Here is a 13,378-nt window from a genome sequence, read left to right as displayed (position 1 = left end):
TCCTGGGCTATGGCCACCCCCCGCGTCCCCGCGCAACACCAGCCGGTGGCGCGGGTTTTGCCTTTGCTGGGGCTAGCGCACCTCGACCGGCCCTTTGACTATCTCGTCTCCGCCGCCGATGACGAGGTCGTTCAGCCGGGCGTGCGGGTCCGGGTGCGCTTCGCCGGTCGGCTTGTCGACGCTCTTGTCCTCGAGCGCCTCGCCACCTCCGACCACGAGGGGGACTTGCGTTACCTCGAAAGGTCAGTGTCCAACGACGTCGTCTATCCCTCCCGGATAGCGCAGCTTATCGACGCCCTGGCCGACCGCTACGGCGGCGTCCGGTCCGACATCATTCGTTCGGCCATCCCGTCTCGCCATGCGCGGGCGGAGGAATCCGACGTGTCCACCCCCTGGGCTGAGCTCGGGGAGGCCACGGAGCCGGATCTTTCCGCCTGGTCCGCTTATGAGTTCGGGGAGTCCTTTGTTGACTCTGTGCTCACGGCGGGAAAGGCGCGGGCGGCCTGGCAGGTGCGGCCAGGGGATGAGTGGGACACAACCCTCGCCGCTTTGGCGGTGAAGGTAGTTAAGGACGGCGGCGGTGCGCTGCTGATCGTGCCGGACCAACGGGACGTCGATAAGCTCGAAGCCGCCTTAAGGGAACTGGTGTCCGCCCGGCAGATCACGGTGCTCACCGCGGGTCTCGGGCCGCAGGCGCGCTACCGGCGCTACCTGTCCGTCCTGCACGGGCAGGGCAGGCTCGTCGTGGGAACTCGCTCCGCCGCCTTCGCCCCCGTGGAGAACCTCCAACTCGCGGTGGTCATGCACGATGGTGACGACAGCCTCGTCGACCCCCGCGCCCCCTACGTGCACGCCCGCGAAGTCCTGACCACGCGCAGCACCATCGAGGGCTGTTCCCTCATCATCGGCGGATACACCCGGACCGCCGAGTCGCAACTACTCGTCGAATCGGGGTGGGCGCACAACCTAGTGGCCCCGCGGGAGACGATCCGGGCGGGCATGCCCCGCATCCGGGCGGCGGCCGACTCGGACTTCGAAATGATCCGAGACCCCCGCGCCGCCCAGTCGCGCATCCCCCTGTTGGCCTTCGATGCCGTTCGGCGCAGCCTCGAACGGGGCAAACCAGCCCTCATCCAAGTCCCGCGCAAGGGCTACGTGCCTACTCTCGCCTGCGGCAACTGCCGGACGCCCGCCCGCTGCCGCACCTGCAACGGGCCCTTGAGCCTGCCCGCGGACGACGGAACCGGGCCGGGAGTGCCCACGTGTCGCTGGTGCGGCCGACCCGACGCCCGCCACCGCTGTGGAGTCTGCGGCTCCGTCAAACTGCGCGCTGTCGTGCTCGGAACGGAACGAACCGCCGAGGAACTGGGCCGCGCGTTCCCCTCTGTCCGGGTTATCACTTCCGGTGGATCGAAGATCGTGAGTGAGGTAGACGACGGTCCTGCGCTGGTCGTGTCCACTCCCGGCGCGGAACCCTGGGGGGAATACGGCGCGGCGATCCTGCTGGATACGTGGTCCTTGTTGGGTAGGCAAGACCTCCGCGCTACGGAAGACACCCTGGCAAAGTGGGCTCAAGCCGCCGCCCTCGTGCAATCCCATGGGGAAGGCGGGGAAGTTGTCGTCATGGCCGATCCGGGCCTGCCGGTGGTGCAGTTCTTCATCCGCTGGGACATGGTGGGCGCCGCTGCGCTGGAGCTGCAGCAGCGCCGGGAGGTAGGCTTCCCGCCCGCCGTGCACATGGCGGCTATCGACGGCGCCAACGCCAGTCTCGATGTCTTCCGCGACGTCGTCACCCTCCCGGACGGTGCCGAGCTTCTCGGCCCCGTCGACTTGCCTCCCGGAGTCACCCTGCCAGGGGAATATGACGAGAAGCGATTCGGGCCCGCCCAGCGCTTGCTCGTGCGTGTGCCCCTGGGGCCACGAGCGGAGGTGGGCCGCGCGTTGCGCGCGGCGATGGTATCGCGGGCGGGCCGCAAAGACGACCTACCACTGCGGGTGCAGGTTGACCCGCTGCACATCGGCTAGCGCTGACGTAGGGGAAGTACACTGAGGAGTCTGTGGAAAGCACCAGGCGCGAAACCGCTACGCAAGGAAATACAAGGAGCCAGCACGCCCCATGACAGTTCGTGAGATCCGATTTTTCGGCGATCCCGTCCTCACCACTCGGTCTGAGGAAATCACCACCTTCGACCATTCCCTGGAGGTCTTGGTCGAGGACATGCTTGAGACCATGGACGAGGCCGGGGGAGTGGGCCTGGCAGCCAACCAAGTGGGCGTCGCCCGCCGCGTCTTCGTCTACGACTGCAGTCACATTGAGGATGGCCTGCGCGGACACATCATCAACCCGGTGTGGGAGCCTATCGGCGATGAGACTCAGCTCGGCAACGAAGGCTGCCTTTCCATCCCCGATATTTCCGCGGACACCGAGCGTTTTGAGACGGTCCGGGTCTCCGGCCAGGACATCAACGGCCATCCCATTGCGATGGTCGCCTCAGGCCTGATGTCACGGTGCATTCAGCATGAAACTGACCACCTTGATGGAGTGCTCTTTCTCAAACGTCTCACGCCAGAGCGACGCAAAGCAGCGATGGCCGCCATCCGTACGTCTACCTGGTTCGACGCCTAACCCCCATAAGGAATCCATGCGCTTGATTTTCGCCGGAACCCCGGAACCCGCGGTTGTGGCTCTCCGCCGTCTACTAGAAACCAATCACGAGATCGTCGCTGTCATCACCCGACCGGACGCGCGCCGGGGACGTGGACGCACCCTCCATCCGTCTCCCGTTTCTGCTCTGGCGCAGGAACATGGCATCGAAGTCCTCACGCCGACGACATTGAAGCCCGGGACGGAGGACGGAGAAGCCCTGCGCGCGAGGCTCGCGGAACTGGCTCCTGAAGCCATACCCGTTGTGGCCTACGGCAACCTCATTACCAAGGACCTGCTTGATGCGGCGCCGCACGGCTGGGTTAACCTCCACTTTTCTTTGCTCCCGGCCTGGCGCGGCGCTGCTCCTGTGCAGGCGGCCATCAAGGCCGGCGACGACATCACCGGCGCCTCGACCTTCCGCATTGAAGAGGGGTTGGACACCGGACCGGTGCTTGGGACCATCACGGAAGCTATTCGCGACACCGACACGGCCGATGACCTGCTGACCCGCCTGGCCTATTCCGGAGCCGAACTACTCGCGGCGACGATGGATGGCTTGGAATCGGGCACCATCGTGTCCCAGGATCAGTCGGGTGAACCGACTTATGCGCACAAGATCAGCACCCAAGACGCGCGGATCGCCTGGACCGCACCTGCCTTGTCCGTTGATCGACATATCCGGTCGCATACCCCGGGCCCCGGCGCGTGGACTGTCCTGGGGGAAGACCGGCTCAAAGTCGGGCCCATTAAGCTCGCCCCGGATGCGGAGGCGTTGGGCGCCGGTGAGCTCCGGGTCATTAAAAATGAAGTCCAGGTCGGAACCGGTTCCGGGGTAGTGACCTTGGGGCAGGTCCAACCGCCGGGGAAGAAGATGATGGACGCTGCCGCGTGGGCGCGCGGCAACGCCGCTATTCAGGGAAAAACGAATACAGGGGAGAGGGTGAGCTTTTCATGAGTGGTGGAGGATTTCGCTCGCGGGCAAAAGGCTCGAAGGAGACAAAGCGAACGACCAAGGGCACGTCGCGGGCACCCCAGCGGGGAGCGGATAAGCCCACCCAGAGCCGTACCGTCCCGGGGCTCGATGCCCCCCGTCTGTTGGCCCACGAGGTGCTGGGTCGGGTGCGCGCCGATGAGGCCTATGCCAACCTCATTCTGCCGAAGGCCTTGAAGCAGCGGAAGATCACGGAACGTGACGCCGCGTTTACGACGGAGATCACCTATGGCACCTTGCGTGCCCAAGGGGTGCTGGACGCGGTCATCGCCGACTGTTCAAGCCGGCCACTGGATCAGATCGCCCCGGAGGTCCTAGAAGCCCTCCGCCTGGGTACGTACCAGTTGCTGTACACGCGGGTAGAGCCGCATGCGGCGGTGGATACGACCGTGCGCCTGGTCGATGCTGCGGGCCACGAGCACGCAAAGGGCTTCGCCAACGCCATCATGCGCACCATCTCACGCACTCCCGCGGAGAAGTGGATCGAGAAGCTCACTCCTAAGGGCGAGATCGCGGCCGCTGCTTTCCGTCATGCCCATCCGACGTGGATTGCCGAGTCATTCTCGCGGGTTCTGGGCCTGGGGGACTTGGAGGAGGCGCTCGCCGCGGATTCGCAGCGTCCCTCGGTCCACCTCGTGGCTCGACCTGGTGAGATCTCCGCTGAGGAGCTGGCACTGATCACCGGTGGTGAACCGGGTCGCTATTCTCCTTATGCGGTGCGCCTGGATTCCGGCGATCCGGGTGACGCCGAGCCGGTTCGGCAGGGCCTCGCGGCTGTTCAGGACGAGGGCTCCCAGCTCATCGCGCGCGCGGTCGTCGAGGCGCCGCTGGAGGGCCCGGATCAGGGGCGCTGGCTGGACCTCTGTGCCGGACCGGGCGGAAAGGCCGCCCTCATGGGGGCGCTGGCCCGCATTGATGGGGCGCATGTCGACGCGGTGGAAGTGTCGCCGCATCGCGCCACCCTCGTCAAAAAGACCGTCGGTGACCTGCCTGTGACAGTCCACGTTGCCGATGGTCGAGAGCCCGGGCTGGAGCCCGGTTTCGACCGCGTGCTTGTCGACGCCCCCTGCACCGGCCTCGGTGCCCTCCGTCGCCGCCCGGAGGCGCGCTGGCGGAAGTCGGAGTCAGACATCGCCCAGCTCAGCCTGCTGCAGTTCGAGCTGTTGGCATCGGCGTTAAAACTCGTTCGCCCGGGCGGGGTTGTCGTGTATTCGACCTGTTCCCCGGATCTGCGGGAGACCCGGTCGGTGGTGGATCGCGCCGTCAAGGAACTCGGCGCCACGGAACTGGCCGCCCACGAGCTGGTGGCCCCGATGGACAACGTGGGCAATGAGCTCAGCGTGCAAATGTGGCCCCACCGCCACGGCACGGACGCCATGTTCTTCGCCGTCCTACGCCGCGCCGACTAACTGCCGGTGAACCGGGGCGGGCGCTTTTCTGCCCGGGCCGCGCGGGATTCGGCGGCATCGCTGGATTCCCAGGCTGCCCGGGCGGCCTCACGTCGGGTAGCTGCATCGTAGGGGCGATGTGAGGTCCGGGCGAATTCGTACTTGAGGTGGCGCAGGGTCAGCGGCGCTTTGGTGGCGAGCAGCTCGGCCAGGGAGAGTGCTGCGGAGAAGTCTCCCGCGGACGTCGCAAAGCCTGTTTCTAGCGCATCGGCGCTGGACAGTTCCGCTCCCGTGAACAGCATCGTGCGGGCCCGGGACCCTCCGACGAGGTTCTCTAACGTGGCGATAGTGACCTCGTCGAGGGCAATTGCAACGTCGACGATGGGCACTCGAAACAGCGCCGTGGTATCCACAACCCTCAGGTCGCAGGCCATCGCGAGTTGCGTGCCCGCGCCGATGGCTGGGCCGTTGACCCAGGCGATGACAGGGATCGGCAGGGTCTGAATCGTCCCCAGCATGTGGAGCAGCGCCTCGTAGAACCCTCCGGCGTACACGCCGCCGGAAAGGTCGGCGCCGGAAGAAAAGACGGTTCCTTCGCCGTGCAGGACGACCACCCGTGCGCCGTGCTCGCACGCGTCCACCATCGCCTGCTCGATCGCCTCGCACATGGGGATGTTTAGCGCGTTGCGGTTGCTGTGCCGGTTGAGCGTGATCACGCGGATCGCGCCTTCCCCGTGGGTGGACGTGAGGACGAGGGGGTGGGTCATAGAAAGCATTCTGCCTGAGAATTATCCCACCCACACGCCGCGTACACTGTGTGCCATGGCTACCCCGATTATTGCTCCGTCCATTCTGGCTGCCGATTTCTCTCAGTTGGGCGAGGAGGTGCGCGCCGTCGACAACGCGGATTGGATCCATGTTGACATCATGGATGGCCACTTCGTCCCGAATCTTTCGTTCGGCCCGGACATCACCATGACCGTCAATAACATCACTGACCAGCATTTGGACGTTCACTTGATGATCGAGAACCCGGAAGAATGGGTGGACAAGTACATTGAAGCGGGCGCGGATTGCGTCATCTTCCACGTGGAAGCGACCACGGACCACGTTGCCTTGGCGAAGCACCTGCGATCCAAGGGCGTCAAAGCGGGCTTTTCCTTGAAGCCTGGCACCCCCATCGAACCGTACCTGGCAGATCTGCGCTTCTTTGACTTGGTGTTGGTCATGAGCGTTGAACCGGGCTTCGGCGGGCAGTCCTTCATGCCGGATCAGCTGGAAAAGGTCCGTACTCTGCGCGAGGCGATCGACAACAACAAGCTCACCACCCTCATCGAAATTGACGGCGGGATCTCCGAGCACACTATCGCAGAGGCCGCCGAGGCCGGCTGTGATGCCTTCGTCGCCGGATCCGCCATTTTTGGCAAGGACGATCGGGCTGCCGCGGTGGACAACCTGCGTCGGCTCGCCACGGTCTAATGCCGCTGTCCGTCGAGGAGGCGCTCCAGGTCGCTCTCCAGGCCGGGGCAGCTGTGCATGGGACTACGAGCCCGAATCCCCCGGTGGGGGCGGTGATGCTCTCGGCCGATGGCGAGCTCGTCGGGGTCGGAGCGACCCAACCGGCGGGCGGTTCCCACGCCGAAGTCATGGCGCTACGCGAGGCGGGGGATCGAGCCCGCGGGGGCACCGCAGTGGTCTCCCTGGAACCCTGCAACCACACCGGCCGCACAGGCCCCTGCTCGCAGGCGCTTATCGACGCCGGCGTCGCCCACGTCCGATTCCTCCACCCCGATCCCACCATCCCCGCCTCCGGCGGGGCAGATTTCCTGCGTGCCAATGGAGTGGATGTCGCCCAACTGTCCGGCAACGCACCGGATTTGGCCCCCTGGCTGACGGCGGTGCGGTTGTCGCGCCCGCACGTGACCTTAAAGTTTGCCCAGACCCTCGACGGATTCACTGCAGCCATCGATGGCTCGAGCCAGTGGATCACGGGTGAGGCGGCGCGCCGCCACGTGCATGCGGATCGGCGGCGTCGAGACGCGATCATTATCGGCACCGGAACAGCCCTAGCGGACAATCCCTCGCTGACCGCCCGATTGGATGATGGGCTCACCCATCAGCCCCGGCGGGTCATCATTGGAACCCGTGACCTGCAGCGTGAGGGCTTTGAGCAGTATCCGGGCATAACGCAGGCCCTGCGCGCGTTATGGGAAACAGGCGCCCGCGACATCCTCGTCGAGGGCGGGGCGAGTCTCGCGTCCAGCTTCCTGGAGGCGGGGCTGGTCGATGCGGTCCAGGCTTATCTCGCCCCAACTTTGCTCGGTGACGGCCGCGGGGTCCTCGCCCGCTCCGTCGGCCCCTCCCTGGCCGATGCCGCGAGCTTTCACCTGGATCGCGTGACCCGCTTGGGGGACGATGTCCTCTTAGAACTCAAGAGAAGGGACTAATAAGTGTTCACTGGTCTGGTAGAAGAAAAGGGCACCGTCGCCAAGCTGGAGCCACAGGGCGATGCCGTGAGAGTGACCATCGCTGCAGACACCGTCTTGTCTGACGCCGCCCTCGGTGACTCCATCGCTGTTAACGGGGTCTGCCTCACCGTGGCAGAACTCGGCGATGGCCGCTTCACCGCGGATGTCATGCAGGAGTCCCTCGATCGGACCAGCCTCGGCGCGCTGGGCGTGGGCTCGCCGGTCAACCTGGAGCGCGCGCTTGCGGCCAATGCCCGCCTGGGAGGGCACATCATGCAGGGACACGTCGATGGCACGGCTTCATTGGTCGAGCGGACCTCATCGGAGAACTGGGACGTTTTGAGGTTTAGCCTCCCAGCAGGGTTGGCCCACTACGTGGTGGAGAAGGGCTCAATCGCTGTCAATGGCACATCCTTGACTGTTTCGGCGGTGGGGGAGGATTGGTTCGAAGTCTCTCTCATCCCCACCACTCTCGCGGAGACGACTCATGGCGACCTCGCCGTGGGTGACGTGGTCAACCTCGAAGTGGATGTGCTGGCCAAGTACGTGGAGCGGATGCTCGCGGGCCGGGCCGATGGTCAAACCTTGGGTACCCAAGGCTAAGGTTGAGCAGCGTGAGTGATCAATCAGTGGAGCACAGTGCCAGCATTCGACTCGACACTGTGGAGCAGGCCATCGCCGATATCGCAGCGGGCAAAGCAGTCGTCGTGGTTGACGATGAAGGCCGAGAAAACGAGGGTGACCTCATTTTCGCCGCCGAGCTGGCGACCCCGGAGCTCGTGGCCTTCATGGTGCGTTACAGCTCGGGCTACATCTGCGCCCCACTGACCTCCGAGGATTGCGATCGCCTCGAACTTCCGCCCATGGTGGCACTCAACGAGGATGCCCGCCAGACGGCATACACGGTGACGGTCGACGCCGCTACCGGCACGACCGGCATTTCCGCGCGCTCTCGCTGCGAGACCCTCCTCCGCCTCGCCAATCCGACGACCGATCGGCATGACTTCACCCGCCCCGGGCACGTGGTTCCGCTGCGGGCTGTCAACGGGGGAGTACTAGCCCGCGATGGACACACCGAGGCTGCCGTGGACCTAGCTCGTCTGGCTGGACTACGCCCCGCTGGTGTGCTCTGCGAGGTTGTATCCGAGAGTGACCCGACCGACATGGCCCGCGGTCCCGAGCTGCGTGCGTTCTCCGACGAACATGGTTTGACGATGATTTCCATCGAGCAACTCATTGACTATCGGCGCCGGAATGAGTCCCAGGTGGAGCGGATCGTCGAAACGCATCTGCCCACCGAATACGGCGAATTCACCATCGTCGGGTACCGACACCTGATCGACAGCACCGAGTTCGTTGCCCTCGTCACCGGAGACGTACAAGCGCCGGGCGAGGTACCCGTGCGTGTTCACTCTGAGTGCCTCACCGGTGATGTCTTTGGTTCCCGCCGCTGTGACTGCGGACCGCAGTTGCACGAATCCATGCGGATGGTGCAGGACAACGGCCGTGGCGTCATCATCTACTTGCGTGGGCACGAAGGCCGTGGCATCGGGCTGATGTCGAAGCTGCGGGCCTACCAGCTCCAGGATTTGGGCTTGGACACCGTCGACGCAAACCTCGAGCAGGGTCTGCCTGCCGACGCCCGCGAGTACTCCGCCGCAGGTCAAATCCTGCGGGACCTCGGCATTGACTCAGTCTCTCTGCTGACGAATAACCCCACGAAGTGCTCGGCGATGGCTGGCTTCGGAGTTGACATCATTGGCCGCACCTCCGTTCCGGTCGAGCCGAACGAGGACAACATCCGCTACCTGCGCACCAAGCGGGATCGAATGGGCCACGACCTGCCCTACGTCGACGAATGGGACAAGACGCACCCCAACAAGGAGAATTCATGAGTAAGGAAGGCTTGCCGGTCGCCGATTCCCTCGATGCTTCCGGCTTGAAGGTAGGCGTGGTCACCGCCCGGTGGAACACCGAGATCTGTGAACAGATGCGCGCCAACGCTTTGGCAACGGCCCGCGAGGCCGGGGTTACCGAAATCACCGACGTCCACGTCATGGGGGCACTGGAATTGCCCGTCGTAGCACAAGCCCTGGCCCGCACTCACGATGCGGTGGTCGCCCTCGGCTGCGTCATTCGCGGCGGCACCCCTCATTTTGACTACGTCTGCGACTCCGTTACCGCAGGTCTGACGCGCATCGCCTTGGACGAATCCACCCCCATTGGCAACGGCGTGCTCACCACCAATGATCAGCCGCAGGCCATCGATCGCGCGGGATTCCCTGGCTCCGTAGAGAACAAAGGGGCGGAAGCAATGACCGCAGCCCTCGACGCGGCATTAACCCTCGCCGACCTGCGCCGCTAGACTGCAATGCAGACTCAAGTACTTTCGCCCGGAACCAGGAAGACTCCCTAAACGTGGACGCCGAGAAAACCACCCGCAAGCCGCTGACCGACGAGGATCGGGCCTTCTACAACGCCCTGGACCCCCACGCGGTCACCACCACGAAGCCATGGGAGTTGGAGGTTCACTCCCGGCGCCTGAAGCTGTTGGCCTGGGTCGTGGTCGCCGTAGTTATGTCGGTCCACATCTTCATGGGCATCGTCCTAGATGTCAGCTTCACCGGTGCTACCGTTTCCTTCATCGATAAGTTCGCCTTCCCCGTGGTGGGCGTAGTTATCTCGATCCTGGGTTTCCTCGCCTTTACTCGCCCGCGCTTGCGCGCCAATGAGGACGGGGTGGAAGTTCGAAACATCGTCGGCACGCGTTTCTACCCCTGGGTGGTCATTTACGGGCTGACGTTCCCCGAGGGCTCCCGCATGGCCCGCCTTGAGCTGCCCGAGTTCGAGTACGTTCCCATTTGGGCCATGCAGGCCGGTGATGGTCCCAGCGTGGTCAAGGCCGTCACCGACTTCCGCGAGCTCGAAGCCAAGTACATGCCGCAGGACTAGCGGAAGGCTTTCGTGGCAGATCCAACAACCTATCGCCCGGCCGCTGGCACTATCCCGACCGAACCCGGGGTGTACAAGTTCCGAGATGATGCCGGGCGTGTCGTCTACGTTGGCAAAGCGAAGAACCTTCGCTCGCGGCTATCCAACTACTTCCAAGACGTCACCGCCCTCCACCCGCGCACGCGTCAGATGGTTTTCGCCGCCTCTTCGGTGGAATGGACCGTGGTTGCCAGCGAAGTGGAAGCACTCCAGCTCGAATACACCTGGATCAAGAAGTTCGACCCGCGCTTTAACGTCAAGTATCGCGACGACAAGACCTATCCCATGCTGGCTATCTCCACGGGTGAGATCGTCCCGCGGGCGTTTTTCTACCGGGGTCCCCGCCGCCGGGGAGTGCGCTACTTTGGTCCCTATGCTCACGCGTGGGCAGTGCGGGAAACCCTCGATCTGCTCACTCGCGTATTTCCTATGCGGACCTGCTCAAAAGGGGTGTTTAACCGCCACGAAAAGCTGGGCAGGCCATGCCTGCTGGGATATATAGATAAGTGTGCCGCCCCATGCGTGGGCCGGGTGAGCGTCGAAGAGCACCGCGACATTGTTGATGGCTTCATCGCCTTCATGGCCGGTCAGACCGCGCCCGTGATCAGGCAGCTCACCAAAGAAATGGAACAAGCCGCAGGCGAACTCGACTTCGAGCGGGCGGCCCGACTGAGGGATGACCTCGGCGCCATCAACAAGGTAATGGAGCAGCAAGCGGTTGTCTTTGGCGATGGGACGGATGCCGACCTCGTGGCATTTCACGTCGACGAGTTGGAAGCCTCGGTCCAGATCTTCCACGTCCGCAGCGGGCGCATTCGGGGCCAGCGCGGCTGGGTCGTCGAAACCGCGGAAGATTCCACCCTCCCGCAGCTCATGCGCGATTTCCTCGTCCAGTTCTACGGCGACGCAGTGGACCGAGCCCGCGTGGAAGCAGTAGAAGATGAGCGGACGGTGCGGCGACGGGGCGTCGATAAGCTCTCTCATGCGCCGGCGAAAGCCGGGGCAGTGGTGCCCCGGGAAATCCTGGTCCAGGAGCTGCCGGATGAGTCCGGGGACGTTACTCAGTTGCTGGAGGAGCTGCGGGGCGCGAGTGTGGATCTTCGAGTTCCCCAGCGCGGTGACAAGCGGGCGTTGATGGAGACGGTGGAGAAGAATGCAACGGAAGCTTTGCGTCAGCACAAGCTCAAGCGCGTCGGTGATCTCACCGCCCGCTCGGCGGCCCTCCAAGACATTCAAGAAGCTCTGGGATTGGAAGAAGCACCCCTGCGGATCGAATGTACTGACATTTCTCATATTCAGGGAACGGATGTTGTAGCTTCCCTCGTCGTCTTCGAGGACGGACTGCCCCGCAAAGCCGATTACCGCCGCTATCGCGTCAAAGAGGCGGCGGGGGACGGGCACTCTGACGACGTTGCGTCGATTGCGGAGATCACACGACGACGATTCCTCCGCCACAACCAGGACAAGCTGGCCGTTCCGGACGAGACGGAATTTCCCGACGACGCGGTCGTAGAAGAGATGAGCACCGACCAACGCAGGTTCGCCTATCCGCCAAATCTGTTCATTGTGGACGGCGGTCTGCCGCAGGTCAACGCCGCTCAACGTATCTTCGATGAACTAGGAATCAGCGACGTCATGCTCGTTGGATTGGCGAAGCGGCTCGAAGAACTGTGGCTCCCAGGTGATGATGAACCGGTCATCCTGCCCCGCAACTCGCAGGGATTGTTCCTCCTGCAGCAGATCCGCGATGAAGCCCACCGCTTCGCCATCACCTATCACCGCCAGCAGCGTTCGAAGCGGATGAGAGTGTCCGAGCTGGACGGCATTCCCGGGCTAGGGGCGACGCGCCGCACGGAACTAGTCCGCCACTTCGGATCGGTGAAGAAGCTGAAAGAGGCCAGCGCAGAAGAGATCGCGCAGGTCAAGGGATTTGGGCCGAAGCTGGCGGAGAGTGTGTATCAGGGCCTGCACCCCTGACAATGAGCACGATAGGATGGGGCGCATGACTGATCCTGTCTCTTCCCTGTCGGCACCGCCTGTCCTCATCACCGGCATGTCTGGTGGTGGCCTTAGTTCCGCGGCGCGAGTCCTCGAAGATAAGGGCTTCTATGTGGCACATAATCTTCCGCCGCAGCTGCTCGTTGATTTTCTCGAACTATGTGCACAGGAAGATTCCCCGGTGGACAAAGTCGCCGTGGTGACAGATGTGCGATCCCGGATGTTCAGTGGGGGATTGCTCGACATTCTGCGCCAGCTGGATGAGCGCGGCCTGCGCCCGACGGTGCTGTTTATGGATGCCCGCAACGACATCCTCATCCGCCGCTTCGATAGCGTGCGCCGCACCCACCCGCTCCAGGAGGGGGACACGCTGCAGGTAGGGATCGAGCGCGAGAGGGCGATCACGTCCGACATTAAAGAGAACGCCGACATCGTGATCGATACCTCGAATCTCTCTGTCCATGACCTGCGGCGGGCGATTGAAGCGTCCTTTGGCACAATGGCGCAGAACCGACAGCACGTCACGGTGGAGTCTTTCGGATTCAAACATGGCGCTCCGCGCGACGCCGACCTCATGGTGGACGTGCGCTTCCTGCCCAATCCCTATTGGGTGCCGGAGCTGCGGGCCTTCCGCGGCGTAGACGCGCCGGTGTCGGATTATGTGCTGAGCCAACCAGGCGCTGAGGAGTTCATCGACAACTTCGTCAAGATGTTTGATTCGATGTTGGAAGGCTACCGGCACGAGGGCAAGCACTTCATCACCATTGCCGTGGGCTGCACTGGGGGGCACCATCGATCAGTTGCGGTCTCTGAGGAGATCGGCCGGCGGCTGGGCAGACGCGAGGAGATCGACGTAAATGTCATCCATCGCGACATCGAACGCAACTAGCGGAGG

General features: G+C 63.9%; 13 protein-coding genes. 12 read left to right on the top strand and 1 reads right to left on the bottom strand.

The genetic code is table 11. The annotated features are described in order from the left end of the window. The first annotated feature begins 9 nt into the window (after positions 1 to 9). The 4 genes from CATRI_RS06975 to CATRI_RS06960 all read left to right on the top strand — a co-directional run bounded on the left by CATRI_RS06975 (position 10) and on the right by CATRI_RS06960 (position 5,047). Complete coding sequence (locus CATRI_RS06975) at positions 10 to 2,025, top strand: primosomal protein N' (protein ID WP_290216061.1); 2,016 nt, start codon at positions 10 to 12, stop codon at positions 2,023 to 2,025. Positions 2,026 to 2,116: 91 nt separating this feature from the next. Then, positions 2,117 to 2,626, top strand: a complete 510-nt coding sequence (gene def / locus CATRI_RS06970) for a peptide deformylase (protein WP_290216059.1) — start codon at positions 2,117 to 2,119, stop codon at positions 2,624 to 2,626. 16 nt (positions 2,627 to 2,642) lie between these two features. Further along, positions 2,643 to 3,602 (top strand): methionyl-tRNA formyltransferase, encoded by a 960-nt coding sequence (gene fmt / locus CATRI_RS06965; RefSeq protein WP_290216057.1) that lies wholly within the window; start codon positions 2,643 to 2,645, stop codon positions 3,600 to 3,602. After that, positions 3,599 to 5,047 carry an RsmB/NOP family class I SAM-dependent RNA methyltransferase gene (locus CATRI_RS06960; protein WP_290216055.1) on the top strand — a complete coding sequence of 483 codons (1,449 nt, stop codon included), beginning with the start codon at positions 3,599 to 3,601 and terminating at the stop codon, positions 5,045 to 5,047. Before fmt ends, CATRI_RS06960 begins: the two co-directional genes overlap by 4 nt. On the opposite strand, the gene CATRI_RS06955 is transcribed toward CATRI_RS06960, so the two are convergent. Then, positions 5,044 to 5,793 carry an enoyl-CoA hydratase gene (locus CATRI_RS06955; RefSeq protein ID WP_290216052.1) on the bottom strand — a complete coding sequence of 250 codons (750 nt, stop codon included), beginning with the start codon at positions 5,791 to 5,793 and terminating at the stop codon, positions 5,044 to 5,046. The two genes, CATRI_RS06960 and CATRI_RS06955, sit on opposite strands and share 4 nt — an antisense overlap. Positions 5,794 to 5,848: 55 nt before the next feature. Between CATRI_RS06955 and rpe the strand changes: the two genes are divergently transcribed. Genes rpe through rapZ form a run of 8 tightly spaced genes read left to right on the top strand, consistent with a single transcriptional unit; the run spans position 5,849 to position 13,372 of the window. Next, a complete protein-coding gene (rpe, locus tag CATRI_RS06950) occupies positions 5,849 to 6,505 on the top strand; it encodes a ribulose-phosphate 3-epimerase (RefSeq protein ID WP_290216050.1) in 657 nt (218 codons plus the stop codon). Beyond that, the gene (gene ribD, locus CATRI_RS06945; RefSeq protein WP_290216048.1) at positions 6,505 to 7,473 is read left to right on the top strand and encodes a bifunctional diaminohydroxyphosphoribosylaminopyrimidine deaminase/5-amino-6-(5-phosphoribosylamino)uracil reductase RibD; all 969 of its coding nucleotides are present in this window, start codon (positions 6,505 to 6,507) and stop codon (positions 7,471 to 7,473) included. Before rpe ends, ribD begins: the two co-directional genes overlap by 1 nt. 3 nt (positions 7,474 to 7,476) lie before the next feature. Beyond that, complete coding sequence (locus CATRI_RS06940; RefSeq protein ID WP_290216047.1) at positions 7,477 to 8,097, top strand: riboflavin synthase; 621 nt, start codon at positions 7,477 to 7,479, stop codon at positions 8,095 to 8,097. An 11-nt stretch (positions 8,098 to 8,108) separates the two neighbouring features. After that, positions 8,109 to 9,389 carry a bifunctional 3,4-dihydroxy-2-butanone-4-phosphate synthase/GTP cyclohydrolase II gene (locus CATRI_RS06935; protein ID WP_435384151.1) on the top strand — a complete coding sequence of 427 codons (1,281 nt, stop codon included), beginning with the start codon at positions 8,109 to 8,111 and terminating at the stop codon, positions 9,387 to 9,389. Continuing rightward, positions 9,386 to 9,859: a 6,7-dimethyl-8-ribityllumazine synthase gene (gene ribH, locus CATRI_RS06930; RefSeq protein WP_290216043.1), complete on the top strand. Its 474-nt coding sequence runs from the start codon at positions 9,386 to 9,388 to the stop codon at positions 9,857 to 9,859. Before CATRI_RS06935 ends, ribH begins: the two co-directional genes overlap by 4 nt. Before the next feature lie 53 nt (positions 9,860 to 9,912). Beyond that, positions 9,913 to 10,446 (top strand): PH domain-containing protein, encoded by a 534-nt coding sequence (locus CATRI_RS06925; protein ID WP_290216040.1) that lies wholly within the window; start codon positions 9,913 to 9,915, stop codon positions 10,444 to 10,446. Positions 10,447 to 10,458: 12 nt separating this feature from the next. Further along, a complete protein-coding gene (gene uvrC, locus CATRI_RS06920; protein WP_290216038.1) occupies positions 10,459 to 12,462 on the top strand; it encodes an excinuclease ABC subunit UvrC in 2,004 nt (667 codons plus the stop codon). 25 nt (positions 12,463 to 12,487) lie between these two features. Further along, the gene (gene rapZ / locus CATRI_RS06915; RefSeq protein ID WP_290216036.1) at positions 12,488 to 13,372 is read left to right on the top strand and encodes an RNase adapter RapZ; all 885 of its coding nucleotides are present in this window, start codon (positions 12,488 to 12,490) and stop codon (positions 13,370 to 13,372) included. Positions 13,373 to 13,378 lie beyond the last annotated feature (6 nt).

Origin of the sequence: Corynebacterium atrinae (assembly GCF_030408455.1) — a bacterium.
GTDB lineage: Bacteria > Actinomycetota > Actinomycetes > Mycobacteriales > Mycobacteriaceae > Corynebacterium > Corynebacterium atrinae.
This window is presented reverse-complemented; position numbering and strand designations above follow the sequence as displayed.

Excerpts from the sequence above, each read along its gene's own strand:
- CATRI_RS06975 (WP_290216061.1), top strand. The coding sequence starts at position 10 with ATGGCCACCCCCCGCGTCCCCGCGCAACACCAGCCGGTGGCGCGGGTT.
- def (WP_290216059.1), top strand. The coding sequence starts at position 2,117 with ATGACAGTTCGTGAGATCCGATTTTTCGGCGATCCCGTCCTCACCACT.
- fmt (WP_290216057.1), top strand. The coding sequence starts at position 2,643 with ATGCGCTTGATTTTCGCCGGAACCCCGGAACCCGCGGTTGTGGCTCTC.
- CATRI_RS06960 (WP_290216055.1), top strand. The coding sequence starts at position 3,599 with ATGAGTGGTGGAGGATTTCGCTCGCGGGCAAAAGGCTCGAAGGAGACA.
- CATRI_RS06955 (WP_290216052.1), bottom strand. The coding sequence starts at position 5,793 with ATGACCCACCCCCTCGTCCTCACGTCCACCCACGGGGAAGGCGCGATC.
- rpe (WP_290216050.1), top strand. The coding sequence starts at position 5,849 with ATGGCTACCCCGATTATTGCTCCGTCCATTCTGGCTGCCGATTTCTCT.
- ribD (WP_290216048.1), top strand. The coding sequence starts at position 6,505 with ATGCCGCTGTCCGTCGAGGAGGCGCTCCAGGTCGCTCTCCAGGCCGGG.
- ribH (WP_290216043.1), top strand. The coding sequence starts at position 9,386 with ATGAGTAAGGAAGGCTTGCCGGTCGCCGATTCCCTCGATGCTTCCGGC.
- rapZ (WP_290216036.1), top strand. The coding sequence starts at position 12,488 with ATGACTGATCCTGTCTCTTCCCTGTCGGCACCGCCTGTCCTCATCACC.